This window comes from Microbacterium sp. T3-8 (genome assembly GCF_055398145.1).
Map to the genome: position 1 here is coordinate 2,582,685 of NZ_AP027918.1, position 18,601 is coordinate 2,601,285.

Annotated in this window: 14 protein-coding genes; 6 read left to right on the forward strand and 8 right to left on the reverse strand. The window is 70.3% G+C overall.

The annotated features are described in order from the left end of the window. Nucleotides 1-32: 32 nt before the first annotated feature. Entirely contained in the window at nucleotides 33-1,592 is a 1,560-nt protein-coding gene (locus ACZ5Y9_RS12395) for a hypothetical protein (protein WP_247624801.1), read from the reverse strand. Next, a complete protein-coding gene (locus tag ACZ5Y9_RS12400) occupies nucleotides 1,568-3,328 on the reverse strand; it encodes an ABC transporter ATP-binding protein (RefSeq protein WP_464471471.1) in 1,761 nt (586 codons plus the stop codon). The genes ACZ5Y9_RS12395 and ACZ5Y9_RS12400 overlap by 25 nt, the downstream gene beginning before the upstream one ends. A 240-nt stretch (nucleotides 3,329-3,568) precedes the next feature. On the opposite strand from ACZ5Y9_RS12400, the gene ACZ5Y9_RS12405 reads away from it, so the two are divergent. The 4 genes from ACZ5Y9_RS12405 to ACZ5Y9_RS12420 all read left to right on the forward strand — a co-directional run bounded on the left by ACZ5Y9_RS12405 (nucleotide 3,569) and on the right by ACZ5Y9_RS12420 (nucleotide 7,248). Beyond that, entirely contained in the window at nucleotides 3,569-4,261 is a 693-nt protein-coding gene (locus tag ACZ5Y9_RS12405) for a phosphocholine cytidylyltransferase family protein (RefSeq protein ID WP_247624803.1), read from the forward strand. A gap of 96 nt (nucleotides 4,262-4,357) precedes the next feature. Next, nucleotides 4,358-5,350 (forward strand): hypothetical protein, encoded by a 993-nt coding sequence (locus ACZ5Y9_RS12410; RefSeq protein ID WP_464471472.1) that lies wholly within the window; start codon nucleotides 4,358-4,360, stop codon nucleotides 5,348-5,350. Nucleotides 5,351-5,440: 90 nt separating this feature from the next. Next, nucleotides 5,441-7,030 carry an acyl-CoA carboxylase subunit beta gene (locus ACZ5Y9_RS12415; protein WP_372491583.1) on the forward strand — a complete coding sequence of 530 codons (1,590 nt, stop codon included), beginning with the start codon at nucleotides 5,441-5,443 and terminating at the stop codon, nucleotides 7,028-7,030. Then, on the forward strand, nucleotides 7,027-7,248 hold the full coding sequence (locus tag ACZ5Y9_RS12420) for an acyl-CoA carboxylase subunit epsilon (RefSeq protein WP_247624806.1): 222 nt from the start codon (nucleotides 7,027-7,029) through the stop codon (nucleotides 7,246-7,248). The genes ACZ5Y9_RS12415 and ACZ5Y9_RS12420 overlap by 4 nt, the downstream gene beginning before the upstream one ends. A 29-nt stretch (nucleotides 7,249-7,277) precedes the next feature. Here the strand turns inward: ACZ5Y9_RS12420 and ACZ5Y9_RS12425 are convergent, their stop codons facing one another. The 6 genes from ACZ5Y9_RS12425 to ACZ5Y9_RS12450 all read right to left on the reverse strand — a co-directional run bounded on the left by ACZ5Y9_RS12425 (nucleotide 7,278) and on the right by ACZ5Y9_RS12450 (nucleotide 16,029). Continuing rightward, nucleotides 7,278-10,286, reverse strand: a complete 3,009-nt coding sequence (locus tag ACZ5Y9_RS12425) for an alpha-mannosidase (RefSeq protein WP_464471473.1) — start codon at nucleotides 10,284-10,286, stop codon at nucleotides 7,278-7,280. A 56-nt stretch (nucleotides 10,287-10,342) separates the two neighbouring features. Beyond that, nucleotides 10,343-11,599: an ROK family transcriptional regulator gene (locus ACZ5Y9_RS12430; RefSeq protein ID WP_464471474.1), complete on the reverse strand. Its 1,257-nt coding sequence runs from the start codon at nucleotides 11,597-11,599 to the stop codon at nucleotides 10,343-10,345. A 277-nt stretch (nucleotides 11,600-11,876) separates the two neighbouring features. Next, the gene (locus tag ACZ5Y9_RS12435) at nucleotides 11,877-12,887 is read right to left on the reverse strand and encodes a hypothetical protein (protein ID WP_247624809.1); all 1,011 of its coding nucleotides are present in this window, start codon (nucleotides 12,885-12,887) and stop codon (nucleotides 11,877-11,879) included. Further along, entirely contained in the window at nucleotides 12,884-14,119 is a 1,236-nt protein-coding gene (locus ACZ5Y9_RS12440; protein ID WP_464471475.1) for a sensor histidine kinase, read from the reverse strand. Before ACZ5Y9_RS12440 ends, ACZ5Y9_RS12435 begins: the two co-directional genes overlap by 4 nt. After that, nucleotides 14,109-14,768 carry a response regulator transcription factor gene (locus tag ACZ5Y9_RS12445; protein WP_247624811.1) on the reverse strand — a complete coding sequence of 220 codons (660 nt, stop codon included), beginning with the start codon at nucleotides 14,766-14,768 and terminating at the stop codon, nucleotides 14,109-14,111. Before ACZ5Y9_RS12445 ends, ACZ5Y9_RS12440 begins: the two co-directional genes overlap by 11 nt. Nucleotides 14,769-14,781: 13 nt before the next feature. Further along, nucleotides 14,782-16,029 (reverse strand): class I SAM-dependent RNA methyltransferase, encoded by a 1,248-nt coding sequence (locus tag ACZ5Y9_RS12450; RefSeq protein WP_247624812.1) that lies wholly within the window; start codon nucleotides 16,027-16,029, stop codon nucleotides 14,782-14,784. Nucleotides 16,030-16,068: 39 nt separating this feature from the next. Between ACZ5Y9_RS12450 and ACZ5Y9_RS12455 the strand changes: the two genes are divergently transcribed. Then, a complete protein-coding gene (locus ACZ5Y9_RS12455) occupies nucleotides 16,069-16,725 on the forward strand; it encodes a Maf family protein (protein WP_464471476.1) in 657 nt (218 codons plus the stop codon). A 78-nt stretch (nucleotides 16,726-16,803) separates the two neighbouring features. Further along, nucleotides 16,804-18,570 (forward strand): acetyl/propionyl/methylcrotonyl-CoA carboxylase subunit alpha, encoded by a 1,767-nt coding sequence (locus ACZ5Y9_RS12460; RefSeq protein WP_464471477.1) that lies wholly within the window; start codon nucleotides 16,804-16,806, stop codon nucleotides 18,568-18,570. Nucleotides 18,571-18,601: the final 31 nt, after the last annotated feature.

The window sequence follows — 18,601 nt, forward strand, 5'->3', positions numbered from 1 at the left end:
TCTAGCCGCGTCCACGCGTGCGCGGGGCGGCGTCACGCGGTCTCGACGAACTCCATGAGGCGTTCTCCGCTGCGTTCGAAGATGAGGCCGCCGACGACCGCTCCGATGACGAAGACACCGACGCCGGTGCCGAGGCCGGCCCAGAACGTCGCCATCGCCTGCTGCTCCCCCGAGAGGAGGTTCGAGGCGAAGAGCCAGATGACCGGACCGCTGACGAGGATCGCCCCGAGGAACGCGACGGCCGGCCCGTAGGCGCCGCGCGACGTCGGACGCTGCGGTTGTTGGAACGGACTGTCGCCCGGGCGCGACACCGCGTACGGCGCGACGACCGACACGATGCTCGACAGACCGAGGGCCGAGAGCAGCAGGCTGGATCCGAGGCCGATCAGCGGCAGCAGCAGATGCCAGTCGTCGATGACGAGGAGCGTGAGCGGAACGGCGATCGCCAGGACCGGAATCGACACCAGGAGAACGGGGACCAGGCGCCCGAGCCGATCGGGCAGCCCGCGCACGCCGCTGGCGACGTGCGTCCACAGGGCCGTCGAGTCGTAGGCGACGTCGTTGTGCGGCAGCCATCCGAAGAAGAGCGCCATCACGGGAACCGGCACGAGGGCGGCGATCTCGAGCGGTACCCCGGCGACCAGGAGCGGGAGCACCGTGAGGACGCCCGCGACCGGGACGACGATCACGTTGACGATGTAGCGGCGGTCGCGCAGCCAGTACACGAGGCTGCGCGAGGCGATGGCTCCGAAGGCCGTCGACGGCAGGAGGGCGAACCACCCGAGACCGGTGCGTTCGCGCGCGGCCACGGGGCGCTCGGTCGTCGTGAGCAGGCGGCGGACCAGCCATTCCCACACCACCCAGAGCCCCGCGAGGGTCACGACGGCGATGAGGCCGATGAGCCACGCCGTCGAGCTCTCGGGCGCCTGGAACAGCGCGCCGGGTGCCGCTCCGAGCGGGGTGAGGGAGATCACTCCCGTCAGCGAGATCAGGGATGCCGGCACCTCCCCGTCCCACCGGAACGACGCGAGGAACACGGCGACCGGGAACGCGACGACGAGCAGCGCGAGCACGAACAGTGCCGTGAGCTCGCGCGAGCGCCGTTCGGGCAGCAGCAGCGCATTGACCGCCATGCCGATGCGCGCGACCAGGATGGTGCTGACGATGCCCACCACCGTCATCCCGACCGCGAGCGGCCACGCGACGCCGAGCTGCACCGCCACGATGCCGACGCTGAGGTACACGGCCAGGAGAGCCAGGCTCGGGACGCTGATCAGCGACGCGACGACGAGGATCCACGGCATCTGACGCTCGTCGACGCCGAAGACGGCGAAGCGGCGAGGATCGAGCTGGTCCACGGCTCCCACGAGGATCGGGCCGATGAGGAAGCCGAGGAGGATCGCGGCGCCGCCGAGGACGGTGACCGTGCGGGCGACCCCGAGCGGTGCGCCGGAGAGGCTGAGCACCGAGGTGCAGACGACGACCGTGATCGCCACGACGACGAGGAAGGACAGGATCGACCGCGTCCTGCGCTCGCCGCGCAGCGATCCGAGCAGAAGGGCGAGCCTCAGTCGGAGAACGTGTGCAGCCACTCGAGCCCCTCCACCTCTCCGATACCGCCGGAGAGCTCGACGAAGCGCGCTTCGAGCGTCTGACCCGCCCGCACCTCGTCGATCGTCCCCTCGGCGAGCACTTCGCCGTCGACGATGATCGCGACGCGCGAGCACACCCGCTCCACGAGATCCATCCCGTGGCTCGACAGGATGACGGTGCCGCCGTGCGCGACGTACGCCCGCAGGATGTCGAGGATCACCGCCGAGGAGACGGGGTCGACCGATTCGAACGGCTCGTCGAGCACGAGCACGCGCGGCGAATGGATCATCGCCCCCGCGAGCATGACCTTCTTGGTCATACCCGCCGAGTAGTCCGAGACGACGCGACCGAGCGCATCCCCCAGATCGAAGGCGCGCGCGAGATCGGCGACGCGCTTCTCGATCACGTCGGAGGCCAGGCCACGCAGGAGGCCGTAGTAGTAGAGGAGCTGACGGCCGGTCAGACGGTCGAACGTGCGCAGGCGATCGGGGAGGACGCCCATCACTCGCTTCGCCGCCTGCGAGTTCGTCGCCTGGTCGATGCCGCAGATCACGACGCTCCCGGCGTCGGCGCGCAGCAGCCCCGCGATGATCGACAGCGTCGTCGTCTTACCGGCTCCGTTGGGTCCGACGATGCCGTAGAAGGAGCCTGCCGGCACAGACAGGTCTATGCCGTGCACGGCACGATTGTCACCGAAATGCTTGACGAGCCCGCGGATGTGCAGAGCCTCGACGTCCGACGCAGCGGGGGCGGCCGATTCCGCGGCGACGGCGGATGCCTCGGACCGGACGTCCGTGGCCTCGACCTCGGGCCCGGCTTCGGTGGTCTCCGGCTCGACAACCTCCGCCTCAGCGATCTCGAGCTCGACGACCTCGGGCTCGACGACCTCGGGCTCGACGACCTCCGTCTCAGCGATCTCCGCCTCAGCGATCTCAGGCTCGACGATCACCTCGTCGAGGCCGACAGTCGCTCCGGCACCGGCCGTCCCGTCGACCTCGACCACCGCCTCAGGCGGGTCGATCCGGGTCGACTCGATCGTGACGGGAGCCTGCGGCTTCGGCTCGGCGACCTCCGCGGACTCAGCCGCAGCCGCATTCGCCGCGGCCGCCTTCGCCGCAGCGGTCTTCGCGGCGGCAGTCTTCGCCGCGGTCGTGCGAGTGGAAGCGGCGCGTGATGCGGCGGTGCGTGCCGTCGACTTCGCCGCCTGAGCCTTCGTCGCCGCGGTCTTCGCCGCAGCGGTCTTCGCCGCCGTCGACTTCGCCGCCGTAGTCTTCGCTGCAGCCGATTTCGCGGCCGCTGTCTTCGCTGCCGTGGTCTTCGCCGCAGCGGTCGTGCTCGCGGCGGTCGTCTTCTTCGCCGCCGCCGACTTGGCTGCGGCCGTTTTCGCCGCAGCGGACTTCGCGGGTGTACGCGTCGTCGTGGCACGCGCTCCGGCAGCCGGCCGCGCGGGAACCTTCTTCTCGATCGGGCCCGCCGCCGAGACGGGCTCGATGACGACGTCGGTGCCCGCAGCGGCCCTCTCCGCCGCAGCCTTCGCCGTGCTCGGGCGCTTCGCGGGCGTGCGAGCTGCGGGAGTCTTCTTCGCGGCGTTCGTGCGGGCCGCGGAGGCCTTCTTCGCCGTCGGGGAGGACGCTGATGCCCGCTTCGACGTCGCCGTCCGCTTCTCCGGGGTCGCCTTCGATTCGGTCGTGGGGTCTTCCGCCTTTTCGGGGCGGGCGTCGGGGGAAGCAGTCACGGGTTCTACGGTATCAACGCGAGCCGACTTCCCCGGGGTCGGTCGCAACATTCACCCTGACAATCACCCGGGCGCCTTCCCCGACGTCGACCCTGGGTATACGGTGTGGACTGGGTCACGAAACGGCAACGGGCGCCGTGAGACCCGGTGTTTCCCAGGGTCCATCGCTAGCATGAACGCGGCACGACGAAGTGTCCGGCTGGTTAACCGGCCATGAACACACCTTCCAAAGGAGCACTCGTGACTCTTCAGACCGTCATCCTCGCAGCCGGCATGGGCTCGCGCCTGGGCCGTTCGCTGCCCAAGCCGCTCACCGAACTCGGCGACGGCCGCACGATCATGCGCCAGCAGCATGACAACATCCGCGCCGCGTTCGGCACCGACGCGCGCATCACCACTGTGGTCGGCTACCGCGCCGAGACCATCATCGAGGCCTTCCCCTCCGCCAACTACGTGCACAACGAGCGCTACGACGAGACCAACACGTCGAAGAGCCTCCTGCGCGCCCTCGGCGCGACCGGACGCGGCGGCGTGCTGTGGATGAACGGCGACGTCGTCTTCGACCCGATGATCCTCGGCCGCGCGGCCGCCTTCATCGAGCGCGATCAGTCGTTCGTGACGGTCAACACCTCCAAGGTCAGCGACGAAGAGGTGAAGTACACGGTCACGGCCGAGGGCTTCATCAAGGAGCTGTCGAAGACCGTCACCGGCGGCCTCGGCGAGGCCGTGGGCATCAACTACATCTCGTCGGCGCAGAAGAAGGCGTTCATGCGCCAGCTGCAGCGCGTCGACGACCAGGACTACTTCGAGCGCGGCCTCGAGCTCGCGATCGCCGAGGACGGCCTGCTGCTCGAGCCGATGGACGTCTCCGACCTGTACGCGGTCGAGGTCGACTTCGCCGAAGACCTCGAGCGGGCGAATCTCTTCGTCTGAGTCGCTGTCGAAAGCCTCCAGCAAAAACGCCGGGAGCCGCACCCTCAGGGGTGCGGCTCCCGGCGTTTTCGCGGGCGGGGTTCCTAGGATCGTGACATGGCCCCGAAGGTGCACAAGATCCACTCCCTCCCGGACGACGCCCCGTGGGACAAGGGCATCCCTCCGACGGGATCGCCCGAGCATCCGTTCGTCGTCCGTGGCCTCGATCGCGTGCTCTCCATCCAGCGCCCGCTCGTGCTCGCGCACATCCGCAGCATCCGTCTGCGCAATCCCCATGCGTCACCCGCCGAGATCGTACGGATCCTCGAACGGCGCTACCTCGCCGCCGTCACCACCGGTGGGGCAGCGGTCGGAGCCACAGCCGTCGTACCGGGGATCGGCACCGGCGTGACGCTCGCGCTCTCCGGCGTCGAGACGGTCGGCTTCGTCGAGTCGACCGCCCTGTTCGCGCAGTCGGTCGCCGAAGTGCACGGCATCGCGGTCGCCAACCCCGATCGCGCCCGGGCGCTGGTGATGACCCTGATGCTCGGCAAGGAGGGCGTCGACCTGGTCGGACAGCTCGCCGGTCAGGTCGCCGGCCGCGGCGGCACCCGCAACGCCTACTGGGGCGAGCTCGTGACGAAATCCCTCCCCCGTGCCGCCGTCGGACCGCTCGTCGATCAGCTCAAGAGCATGTTCGTGAAGCAGTTCGCCGCGCGCGGCGGCGCCTCCTTCCTGGGCAAGGCGCTGCCGTTCGGAGTGGGCGCGGCGATCGGCGGCGCGGGCAACCACATCCTCGGCCGACGCGTGCTGACGACCTCGCACCGCGCGTTCGGCGCCGCTCCCCTCGACCTCCCGCCCGAGCTCGAACCCGTCGCCGGTGCCGAGAAGGTCGAACTCCGCGTGCTCCGCGGCGCGCGCTACGCGGGTTCAGCGGTCGCGGGCGCGGCCGGCACGGCGGTGCGCGGGGTGGGCTGGGCGGGTCGCAAGGTCGGGGAACTGACCACCCGTCGCGGACGCGGCGCGAGTGGAGAGCTGGAGTCCGATTCCGCCCCGCGCGGCGACCACGAACTCCCCGAGAATCCGGGCGCCGACGGTCCGCCGCGCTGATCGGACAGAGAGCACCTCACCAAAGGATCACGCTACCCGTTGTGGCGAGCATCCAACAGGCCGAGCCGCGGCGACGATAGTGTGGAATCCGTGACGGACAAGCCCGACCTCTTTACCACCGCCGGCAAGATCGCGGATCTGCGCGCTCGCTACACCGAAGCCGTCGTCGACGCAGAAGCGAAGGCGAAGGAGAAGCAGCACGCCAAGGGCAAGATGACCGCCCGCGAGCGCATCGAGCTGCTCGTCGATCCCGGGAGCTTCGTCGAGTTCGACGAGTACGTGCGCCACCGCACGACCGCGTTCGGCATGGATCGCTCCCGGCCCTACGGTGACTCGGTCGTCACCGGTGTCGGCACGATCAACGGGCGCACGGTCGCGGTCTACTCGCAGGACTTCTCGACGTTCGGCGGGTCGCTCGGCGAGGTCGCCGGCGAGAAGATCATCAAGGTCATGGAGTTCGCCCTCGCGGGCGGCATGCCCTGCATCGGCATCCTCGACTCGGGAGGGGCGCGCATCCAGGAGGGTGTCGTCGCGCTCGGCAAGTACGGCGAGATCTTCCGCCTGAACACCCGCGCCTCCGGTGTCATCCCGCAGATCTCGATCATCATGGGCCCGGCAGCCGGCGGCGCGGTGTACTCCCCCGCCCTCACCGACTTCGTGATCATGGTCGACAAGACGAGCCAGATGTTCGTCACCGGCCCCGACGTCATCAAGACGGTCACCGGCGAAGACGTCGGCATGGAGGAGCTGGGCGGTGCGTACACGCACAACACCCGCTCCGGTGTGGCGCACTACCTCGCGGAGGACGAGGACGACGCGCTCGACTACGCGCGCACTCTGCTCAGCTTCCTGCCGGACAACAACATGGCAGAACTCCCCTCGTACGAGGGTGTCTTCGAGTTCGAGACGACGGATGCCGACCGCACGCTGAACACGATCATCCCGGACTCGGCCAACCAGCCGTACGACATCCACACGGTGATCGAGCACGTCGTCGATGAGGGCGACTTCCTCGAGGTTCAGCCGCTCTTCGCGCCGAACATCGTCATCGGCTTCGGTCGCATCGAGGGCCGCTCGGTCGGCATCATCGCCAACCAGCCCTCGCAGATGGCGGGAACGCTGAACATCGAGGCCGGCGAGAAGGCGAGCCGCTTCGTCCGCTTCTGCGATGCGTTCTCGATCCCGATCGTGACGCTCGTCGACGTTCCGGGCTACCTGCCGGGAACCGACCAGGAGTGGACCGGCGTGATCCGACGCGGAGCCAAGCTGCTCTACGCGTACGCCGAGGCCACCGTGCCGCTGGTGACCGTCATCCTGCGCAAGGCCTACGGCGGCGCCTACATCGTGATGGGCTCGAAGCAGCTCGGCGCCGACGTCAACCTCGCGTGGCCGACCGCCGAGATCGCCGTCATGGGCGGCCAGGGCGCCGTGAACATCCTCTACCGGGGTGAGATCAAGAAGGCCGAGGAAGCCGGCGAAGACGTCGCCGCCGTGCGCACCCGCCTCGCGAACGAGTACACCTACAACGTCGCCTCGCCGTTCCTCGCCGCCGAGCGCGGCGAACTCGACGGCATCATCGAGCCCGCGAACACGCGCGTCTCGATCGCCAAGGCACTCCGCGCCCTGCGCGGCAAGCGCGCTGAGCTGCCCCCGAAGAAGCACGGGAACATCCCGCTGTGATCGACGAGAGGGACGAGCGCCCGGCGCTCGAGATCACCCGCGGCACGGCGACCGAGGAAGAACTGGCCGCGCTCATCGCGGTGGTCAGCGACGCATATGCGGCCGAGGAATCGGATGCCGTCGCCGAGGAGCCGGTCGTCTCGGCGTGGACGCGCACGCAGCGCTCCCTGCGCAAGCCGCTGCGCAGGGACATCCCTTGGGGACGCTTCGCCCGCTGAGCACCGCCGGGCTCTCCCGGAACCGTGGATCAGCGCGCGAAGCGCAGCGTGACCAGCTGGAACGGCCGCAGCGACAGCTCGACGCCCGTCGCGACGCCGGTGACCGCCGCCCGCGGTGTCTCCCGCTCGAGGAGGTCGGTCTCCACGACCGACCCGAAGTCGAACGACGGCGTGACCTCCCCCACCGCCCGTCCGCCGTGCGCTTCGTACAGCCGGACGATCACATCTCCGCTGCGGTCCTCCGCGAGCTTGACCGCCTCGATCACGATCGCGTCCGACGACACCGCGAATAGCGGCGCGACGGGGCCAGAGCCGCGCATCGAGCGTGCGGGCAGATTCAGGCGGTACCCCTCACGCACGGCATCCGCGATCCCCGCGTCCGGACGGATGCCGATGCGGAAGGCGTGTCGTCCCTGATCCGCCTCCGGATCGGGGAACAGCGGCGCCCGCAGCAGGGAGAGCCGTACCGTCGACGCCGTTCCGCCGCCCTCACGGGGCGCTCGCGTGATGTCGTGGCCGTAGGTCGAGTCGTTCGCGATCGCGACCCCGAAGCCCGGTTCTCCGACGTGCACCCAGCGGTGCGCGACCGTCTCGAAACGGGCGACGTCCCACGACGTGTTGGTGTGGGTGGGCCGGTGCACGTGACCGAACTGGATCTCGGATGCCGCACGATCGCTGTGCACGTCGAGCGGGAAGCCGAGCTTGAGCAGCTTCTGCCGCTCGTGCCAGTCGACGATCGTCTCGATGTCGAGGCTCGGGGACCCCGCCGCGAGCGTGAGGACCTGAGTGATGCGGGACGCACCGAACTCCCGGTCGATCCGCACGACGGCGGCGGTCGGGTGCGCGACGACCTCGATCGCCACGGCATCCCTCAGCTCGACGGCGTGCCGGCGGTAGTGCTCGTCGATGTCCCAGGCATCCCATGCCGTGGGGGTGTCGCGGTGCAGCGTCAGCAGGTTCCCGCGCTCCCCCGTCGGGATCGTCTCGCGCCCGGTCGCACGCACGCTCAGCGAGGAGATGAGCCCATCGGCATCCACCACGACCCGCAGATGCTCGTTCTCGAGCACGATCTCCTCTCCGTGCCTTCCGGCATGGGCCGCCGCATTCGCGGACTCCGCGACCCCGATCGCCAGGCCGGGCACACCACCCGACGGGTAGGGGCTCGCGTTGGCGACCAGTTCCACCTCCCCCCGGCCTGCGACGACCTCGAGCGCGGTGTCGATGAGACCGTCGAGCGTCTCGAGGACCTCCGCGTAGCGGCGCTCGGCCTCGCGGTGCACCCAACCGATCGAACTGCCGGGAAGGATGTCGTGGAACTGCTGCAGGAGTACGGTCTCCCACGCCTCCTCCAGCGCGTCATACGGGTACTCGGCACCCGCCAGCGCTGCGCTCGTCGCCCACAGCTCGGCCTCGCGCAGGGCGTGCTCGCTGCGCCGGTTGCCGCGTTTGGTGCGCGCCTGCGAGGTGTAGGTGCCGCGGTGGAACTCGAGGTACATCTCCCCGGACCACACCGGCGGGTTCGGATACTCGGCCTCGGCCGTCTCGAAGAAGCGCCGCGGATCGGAGAGGGTCACGGTCGGCGATCCTTCCAGCGATCGCAGTCGTGCGGCGGCGGCGAGCATCTCGCGGGTCGGCCCGCCTCCGCCGTCACCGTACCCGAAGGGCACGAGCGAGGCGGTCGCCGCGCCCTTCTCGGCGAACTGGCGCTCGGCGCGGGCGAGATCCGCACCGGAGAGCTGCGAGTTGTACGTGTCGACCGGCGGGAAGTGCGTGAAGATACGGGTGCCGTCCAGACCTTCCCATGTGAAGGTGTGATGGGGCATCGTGTTCGTCTCGTTCCACGACATCTTCTGCGTCAGCATCCACCGCGACCCGGCGGCCCGCGCGATCTGCGGGAGCGCGGCCGAGTATCCGAACGAATCGGGCAGCCAGACATCGAGGGGCTCGACCCCGAACTCCTCGAGGAAGAAACGCTTTCCCCGCACGAACTGGCGCGCGAGGGCCTCGCCTCCCGGCATGTTCGTGTCGGACTCCACCCACATGCCGCCCGCGGGGTGGAATCGACCGGCCGCGACGGCGGCGCGCAACCGCTCGAAGAGCTCGGGCTGGAACCGCTTCATCCAGGCGTACTGCTGCGCCGACGACGCCGCGAACGAGAACTCGGAGTCCTCTCCGATCAGCGAGAGGACGTTCGAGAACGTGCGCGCCACCTTGCGCTGCGTCTCGCGCACCGGCCACAGCCACGCGGAGTCGATGTGGGCGTGCCCGACCGCGTGGGCGGAATGCGCGGACGCGGATGCCGGGCGGCCGAGAACCTCCGAGAGTGCGGCGCGCGCATCGGCGACGGTGCCGGCGACGTCGTCCGGGTCCGTCGCGTCGACCGCGTGCTCGAGGGCGCGCAGGATCTCGGCGCGGCGGGAGGAGCTCTCGGGGAGCTCGGCGCGCAGACCGTCGAGCACCGCGATGTCCTGCAGAAGTTCCCAGACCGTGAGGTCGAGCACGGCCACGTCGGCACGACGCAGCTCGTACAGCGGTTCGTCGCCGGCGGAGTCCCACTCCCCGAGCGGCGTGGGGCCGAAGGTGCGGAACCCGTCGCCCACGTCCGGGTTCGCCGCCGCCTCGAGGTAGAGCTCGATCGCATCGCCCGGAGCACCGTCGAGCGGCACGTAGGCGTTGCGCGGCTCGACCGCCTTGACGATGGATCCGTCCGGCCGGTACACCGTACCCTCGGCCTGGAACCCCGGCTGCGCGCCGTGGAAGCCGAGGTCGAAGACGAGTTCGGCCCGCTGCCCGGCATCCGTCGTCGGGATCGTCCCGGTCACCCGCAGCCACATCGTGCTCCAGGCACGCCCCCACGGCGAGCCCACGGCGAAGGGGGCGTACGTCTGCCCGACCGCCTCGGCGAACGGCACGGGTTCACCCGGGACCTGCCAGGCCTCGAGAGTGAGCTCGTGCGAGCGAGCGTACAGCGCGGGCTCGAGGCGCTCCCGGACGAACCGGCGGATGCGTGCTTCGACCAGCGAGGAGTTGTCGTGCATGACGGGTTTCCGATCGACGATGACGGAGGAACACCCGAATACTACATCGATTGGATTTAAGGAGCCACAGGCACGTCCGAGCGCTCCGACAGCATCAGCGTCGAGCTCCGCGGGGTGAGCGCCCGATCGAGCACCACGCAGGCCGCCCCCACGGCTCCCACGTCGGCACCCACGACCGTGCCGTCGATCGGGATCTCCCGCAGCGCTCGCGTCGCGCTCAGCCGCTGCACGTGCTCCGAGATCTCGGCGAGGTAGACCTCCGAGACGTACCCCCAGAAGGGTCCCCCGAGCACGATGCGCTCCACGTCGAGGACGTCGGTGAGCACCACCAGGAGGGCGGCGGTGCAGCGCGCGGCACGGCCGAGGATTCCCGCGGCGGCCACCTCCCCCTGTTCCGCCCGCGCACATACGTGCGCGAATCGCGCCTCGAGCGCACCGGGCTCGTCATCGTCGCCCTCCGCAGACAGCACCCCCGCACGCACCGCTTCCGCCACGATCGACTGCGGCGTGCACGTGACGGCGACGCATCCCCGGGATCCACAGGCGCACGGCGGCCCCTCAGGATCGACCACGATGTGCCCGATCTCGCCGAGGTTGCCCGTGCGTCCGCGCGTGACATCGCCGTCGCGCGCGAGCGCCGCACCGAGGCCCGTGCCGAGGTAGAGGAAGACGAACGAGTCGTCCACGGGACCTCGGTGCGTCCAGAGCTCACCCACGGCCGCCGCAGCGGTGTCCTTCTCCAACGCCACCGCGAACCCGGTCGCCGCCGACAGCAGCTCACGCAGGGGCACCCGGCGCCATCCGCGCAGCATGGGCGGGTCGACCACGGTCCCGTTCGCCTCGTCGAGGGGTCCGGGAGCGGCGAGTCCGATACCGAAGATCCGCGAGCGATCGACACCGACCTCGGTGATGAGGGCATCGATCGCGCGAGCCATCTCGTCGATGATTCGCCCGGGTTCGGGTGATCCCACCGGGATCAGGCGCCGCGCGACCACCGCGCCGGCGAGGTCGAGGAGCACCACCGTCACCACGGCGGGATCGAGATGGACACCCACCGAGTACCGGCTCTCCGCGACCAGACGGAGCAGGACGCGGGGCTTTCCCGGGCCGTTGATGGCGCGCCCGGCCTCGGCGATCAGTCCCTCGTCGAGGAGGCGGCGGGTGATGTTCGTGAGCGTCTGCGCGGAGAGTCCGGTGGTCGCGGCGAGCTCCGTACGGCTCAGCGCATCACCCGCGCGGCGGATCGCCTCGATCACGACCGCCTGATTGAAGTCGCCCATTCGGGGCAGGTTCGTTCCGCGCCGCGTGCTCATCCGGCCATCCTCCCGCATCCGCGCACCTATGTCCCCCAAAATACCTACAGACACGGGGGTTGCGAGCCGCGAAACTAATGGAGACGCTTCGCGTTCGATCGGTCTCTCTGTCCCAGGGTAGACAGACGGTGATCGATCATCCGCGGCTGGTTTTCGGGTAACTGAGCCGCATGGCGAGGGGCTGGCGATATCGCCGCCCCTCGCCCATTCTCACTTCCTCTTCGACTCCGGCACCCTCCCCCAGCCGGAGCCGAAGAGAAGCGCCATCGCCGATGGTTCAGCCGCGGGCGGCACTGCGCGGGATCTCGTGCCACACGTCGACGGAGTCGTCGTCGCGCGATGATCCCGACCCCACACGCCCGACCACCGTCACCGCTGTGCGATCGTCCTTGGCGGAACGGATGATGAGGCGTCCCGCGTGGGCCCCCGCCAGGACACCGGCGAGCTCGTCCCGGATCTCGATGCGACGCTCCTCGTCGACCCCCTCGAGACCGCCCTCGTCGAACACCGTGACGACCGCGCCGCGCCGACGCGCCGCTTCGATCGCATCGCGGACCGCATCGTTGAGCAGGTCGGCTCCGCGCAGCTCATCACGCAGGCGCCCCTCGGCGAGCCGGGCATCGAGACGCTCCTCCTCGGTCAGAGAGCCACGCGTCGCCACCGCGCGGCTGAGCACGGGGCCGGCGACCGCGAGCGCGAACTGTGTGCGCACGCGACGCTCCCGCTGACGCACGAGCTGCGTGGCGTGCCAGGCCGACACGGCCTGCTGGATCTCGGCGAGGCGCTCGGTGTCGCGCACCGCCCGGTCCCAGAACCACACCAGGAGATTCGCGACGACCACCCACATGATCGATCCGACCAGGCCGAAGTTGAGAAGGGACTCGAGGAAGCCCAGGAAGACCGACGACGTTGCCACCAGGAGAAGGAGGATCAGCCAGCCCGTCAGGAACCGCCGCCGGACGATGAGGATCACGCTGAGCAAGCCCACGCCGCCGATGTACCAGGTGGCGAAGGGGGCGGTCCGCCCTGCCTCGTTCAGCGAGAACGTCACCGCGATCGGGATGATCACGCTGACGATCACCGCCAGCGTCGCCGTCCACAACGGCAGCTTCACCGTTTCCGGAGAGCCGAGGATCGCGAGGTTGACGACCAGGAGGTAGAGCGCGATCGCGAGCACCATGAGCAGCGGTGCCGTGGGCTGCACGATCCACCACACGGCGCGCGCAGCGAAGTACAAGGCGAAGCCGACCGCGAGAGACGTCGCGACGCTGCGGACGGTCCGGTTCATGAGGCGCTCCAGCCCAGGGTCACGGTCGTGCCACGCTCATCCGAATCGATCCGAGCCGTTCCGGCCACGCCGGCCATGCGCGCGAGGATCGACGCGCGGATCCCCAGGCGGTCCTCGCCGATCGCCGTGAGGTCGAACCCCGCTCCGGTATCGCTCACGATCACGCGGATGCCGACGTCACCCTGCGAGTCGGCGAGGATGTGGAGTCCCCGCCCGCCCGCGTGCGTGACCGCGTTGCCGATCGCCTGACGCGCGGCGAGCACGAGCGCGCGCGCCACGCGGCCGGGAATCGCCCCGGGAGTACCGGTCTCCTCGACGATCGCGTCCACGCCCATCTCCGACAGGGCCCGACGCAGCTCGGACACGATCTGGCCGACGGCGACCGGCTCGTCGCTGCCCTCCTGGGCGACCGCCGCCTCGGTGTTGGCGAGGCGGGTGAGCGCCTCGCGCGCCATCGCCACCGCGAGTTCCTTCGCCCTCTCGCTCTCGGCCCGCTCGGCGGCGATCAGCGCCGCGAGCACGCTGTCGTGCATGAGCGCCGACATCGCGATGCGCTCCTCCTCCGCGGCCGCCGCCGCTGCTGCTGCCGCGTAGGAGGCGACTGCGTGCCCTCGCGCGTCGTCGACGCCCGCGGCGACCGAGCGGAACATCCATCCCAGCGAGATGATGACGATGCCGAGGATCAGCGTGAACGAGACATCGAACGCCGTCGTGGTCCAGAACTCGCGGGAGAACTCCCCCTGCACGAGCCGCACGTAGCCGTAGACGAACGGCACGGCCACCGCCCAGGCGTACTGCACGCGCACCGGGAAGGCGAGCATCGCGGCCACGACGCCGACGTTGACGAAGAAGAAGATCCACGGCTGTTTGGCCGCGAGCCCGTCGCCGATCGTCACGACGTTGGGCCAGGCGGCGAGCACGAGCACGTACGTGACGGCGAAGACGCCGGACGCGACACGGACTCCCCGGCCGATCAGGCAGCAGACCAGCATCACCGCGAACGGCACGTAGACGAGGAAGACGATGACGGCGTGGCCGACGTTCGCATCCGCGAGGGAAGGGATCGCGACGAACAGCGCCTGCACGCCGAGCGCCGTCGACCCGATCGCGACGACCGTGGCGAGGATGCGCTCCATGCGCTTGCCGGTGAACCGTTCGAATTCGGTCTCGGCCGCTCCGGGAGACGGGATCTGGTTCCACGCCTCGCGGATGCTGAGGGACTCAGCGGCCACTCGACGCCCCGTCTGGTTCGACGATGCCGTCTTCCATCGCGCGGCGGAGCAGGTCGACCTTCGTCGGCGCCGGGCGCCCGACCTCGACGTACTTCACGCGGATGCGGGTGATGTTCTCCTTGGCCGTCGAGTAGGCGACACCGAGACGCTCGGCGACCGCCTTGAGCGGCAGCCCGGCGGCGTACAGGCGGAGCACCTCGCGCTCGCGGGTCGAGAGCTGCGCGTCGGCGAAATCGCGGTCGCCGTCGACCGCGCTCGCCCACTCGACGTTGTTGAGCGCCTCGCCGTGGGCGACGGTGCGGATCGCATCGAGCACGTCGTCGAGCGCGGAGGACTTGCTCACCACGCCCGCGGCTCCGGCGGCGAGCGCCTCTCGGACCGCGGCCGGACGATCGGCGACGCTGTGGATGACGACGCTCGCGCCGTCGGTGACCAGCGAGGTCACGTTCTCGGTGACCGTCGTCCCGTCGCCGAGGGTGAGATCGAGCACCACGACCTCGGCGGGTGCCGCGCCGGATGCGGCGCGCCAGTCGAGGTACGACACGACCGTGCTGCCCGAGAAGACGATGGTCTGCCCGTCGCGTGCGCATGCCGCTTCGAGTCCCAGGCGGACGGACTCGTGATCATCGATGAGGGCGACCGTGCTCATCCCCACAGCCTAGTCAGCGGGTGAGCAGCGCGACGACCTCGAAGTGATGCGAGTGCGGGAACAGATCGAACCCGCGCAGCCGGTCGACATTCCAGCCGAGCCCCCGGAACGTGCCGAGGTCGCGTGCCAGGGCGACCGGATCGCAGGCGACGTAGGCGATCGCCTCCGGAGCGAGGGCGTGCACCGCCTCGACGACCTGGCGGCCGGCGCCCGCGCGCGGCGGGTCGAGGATGACGGCTCCGCTGCGTCCGCCCCCGGTGCGCGTGGCGAGGAACCGGTCGACCCGCGCCGTCACGGCGTTCACCGCGAGCGGGGCGAGGTTCTCGGCGGCATGCTGGGTCGCCCGGGCGCTCGATTCGACGGTCACGATGTCGGTGCCGCCGAGATCGGCGAGCGTCGCGGCGAACAGGCCGACCCCGCCGTAGAGGTCGAAGTGCGTCGCCCGCTCGTCGACGTGCCCGTCGAGAAGGCCGTAGACCGCCGCATCCAGAACGGATGCCGCACGCGGATGCACCTGCCAGAACCCGGTGGAGTCGACCGCGAACCGCCGGTCGTTCACGACCTCGTGGATCACCTCGGGAGCCGGGCGGCGTCGGAACCCGCGGGCGACCTTCGCCGGACGCTCGGTGGCGTCGCGGCGGATGACCCGCACCGTGCCGTCGGCCGGTTCGACGAGTTCGATGCGCCCCGGGGCCTCTCCGTGCAGGGAGAGTGCGGCCTCGGCGATCGCCGGCCGCGCGAGCGGGTGGGAGGTCACGGGGATCACGCGGTGGCTGCGGGCCGCGTACGGACCGACCCGCCCCGCGTCGTCGACGTGCAGCGTGACACGCGTGCGCCAGCCGCTCCCGTCGCCCGATTCGACGGCCTCGATCTCGGGGGCCTCGAGACCCGCGCCGGCGAAGCGGTCGAGCGCTTCGGTCAGCACCTGCCGCTTGAGGACGCGCTGGTGGTCGAGATCGATGTGCCCCAGATCGGCTCCACCCGGACGATCGGCGGGATCACGGGTCACGTCGGCCTCTGCCCAGAGGTGCGGACGACGGTGCTCGGACGCGTCGAGCACCTCGACGGTCTCGGCGCGCCAGAAGCTGCGGGTCGAGGCATCCGCTCCCTCGCCAGGTGCGATCAGCCGGGCACGGACGCGCTCGCCCGGGATGGCGTCGGAGACGAAGACGACGCGTCCTTCGTGGCGGGCGACGAAGGTGCCGCCGTGCGCGATCCCCGTGATGTCGAGGTCGAGCAGGTCCGCATCGGGGGAAGTCATCCTTCGAGGATACGGCGGTCCACGGATACGGTGGACCACATGCGCGTCTGCCTCGCCTCCACCTCTCCCGCCCGTCTGATGCTGCTGCGACAGGCGGGGATCGAGCCGCTCACCCTCTCCCCCGACGTCGACGAGGACGCGGTGGCGGCGGCCGCCGCGGCCGAACGGGGAGCGGAGCTGCCCCCCGCGGAGCTCGTGCTGCTGCTGGGACGCGCCAAGGCCGCCGATGTCGCCCGTCGCCTCTCGTCCGAGGACCCCTCCTTCGATGGCATCGTGATCGGGGGCGATTCGATGTTCGAGCTCAACGGACGCGTCTACGGCAAGCCCTACACGGCGGAGGAGGCGACGCGCCGCTGGCGCGAGATGCGCGGCGCCACCGGCGTGCTGCACTCCGGACATTCGGTCTTCCGCGTCTCGCCCGGCGCGGAGCCGGTCGAGGCCACCGCGACGGCCGCGGCATCCGTCACCTTCGCCGACGACATCTCCGACGCGGAGATCGCGGCCTACGTCGCCTCGGGCGAGCCGTTGCTGGTCGCGGGCGCCTTCACCGTCGACAGCCTGGGCGGGGCGTTCATCACTCGGGTCGAAGGCGATCCATCGACCGTGGTGGGGATGTCCCTCTCGACCGTGCGGCGCCTCGCCGCCGACCTCGGCGTCGTCTGGACGGACCTCTGGAACACCCCGACCCCGTCGTAGACTCCCCTCCACGTTCTCGGCTCTTTCTTGTGGGGAGTCGTCAAATGGATCCCCCTGCTTCTCGCTAGGCTGGCAACCATGCCTGCTATCGCCAAGGTGCTCATCGCCAACCGCGGCGAGATCGCCGTCCGCATCATCCGCGCCGCCCGGGATTCCGGAATCGCCTCGGTCGCCGTCTACGCCGACCAGGACCGTGACGCGCTGCACACGCGACTCGCCGACGAGGCCTACGCGCTCGGAGGCGCGACGAGCGCCGAGACGTACCTCCAGATCGAGAAGATCCTCTCCGTCGCCCGGCGCGCCGGTGCCGACGCCGTGCACCCCGGATACGGCTTCCTCGCCGAGAACGCCGAGTTCGCCCGCGCCGTGATCGGTGCCGGACTCATCTGGATCGGCCCGTCGCCCGAGGCCATCGAGGCCCTCGGAGACAAGGTCACCGCGCGCCACGTGGCGGAGAAGGTGGGCGCCCCGCTCGCCCCCGGCACGCCCGGTCCGGTCGAGACGGCCGACGAAGTGGTCGCCTTCGCGAAGGAGTTCGGCCTGCCGATCGCCATCAAGGCGGCCTACGGCGGCGGCGGGCGCGGCCTCAAGGTCGCCCGCGAGCTCGACGAGGTCGCCGAGCTGTTCGAGTCGGCCACGCGCGAGGCCGTCGCGGCCTTCGGTCGCGGCGAGTGCTTCGTCGAGAAGTACCTCGACAAGCCTCGCCACGTCGAGACCCAGTGCCTGGCGGACGCCGAGGGCAATGTGGTCGTCATCTCGACCCGCGACTGCTCGCTGCAGCGTCGTCACCAGAAGCTCGTCGAGGAGGCGCCTGCGCCGTTCCTGACCGACGAGCAGAACGCCCAGCTCTACGCCGCGTCGAAGGCCATCCTCAAGGAGGTCGGCTACGTGGGCGCCGGAACCTGCGAGTTCCTCATCGGCGCCGACGGCACGGTCTCGTTCCTCGAGGTCAACACGCGCCTCCAGGTCGAGCACCCGGTCTCCGAGGAGGTCACCGGCATCGATCTCGTGCGCGAGCAGTTCCGCATCGCCGCCGGCGGCACGATCGACTACGCCGACCCCGAGCCCCAGGGCCACTCCTTCGAGTTCCGCATCAACGGCGAGGACCCGGGTCGCGGCTTCCTCCCCCAGCCGGGCCCCGTCCACGTCTTCAAGACCTTCGGCGGTCCCGGCATCCGTCTCGACTCCGGCGTGACCGCCGGCGACGCGGTCTCGGGCGCCTTCGACTCGCTGCTGGCGAAGATCATCGTCACCGGCAAGGACCGCGAGGAGGCGCTGGAGCGCTCGCGCCGCGCGCTCGACGAGTTCGAGGTCGCGGGTCTCCCCACCGTGCTGCCCTTCCACCGCAAGGTCGTGCGCGACCCCGCCTTCACCGCCGAGAACGGCGATTTCGGCATCTTCACGCGCTGGATCGAGACCGAGTTCGTCAACGACATCCCCGCGTGGGACGGCGAGCTCGAGGCCCCGGCACCGGGTGCCGGTCGCCACACGGTGGTCGTCGAGGTCGCCGGCAAGCGCCTCGAGGTCAGCCTGCCCGACCGCGTGGCCGTCGCCGCCGGCAGCGCCGGGCGCCCGGCCACCGTGCCGCCGGCGCGTCGCAGCCACGCCACCACCGCCAACGCGGGCGCCTCGGGCGATGCGGTCAAGTCGCCCATGCAGGCGACCGTCGTCAAGATCGCCGTCGAAGAGGGGCAGCAGGTCGTCAAGGGCGACCTCGTCGTCGTGCTCGAGGCCATGAAGATGGAACAGCCCCTGCAGGCCCACAAGGACGGCGTGGTCGGCAACATCAATGCGGATGCCGGTGCCACCGTCTCCGCCGGGCACCAGCTGCTCACGATCAGCTGACCATCCCGCGAACACGCGAAAGGCGCCCCAC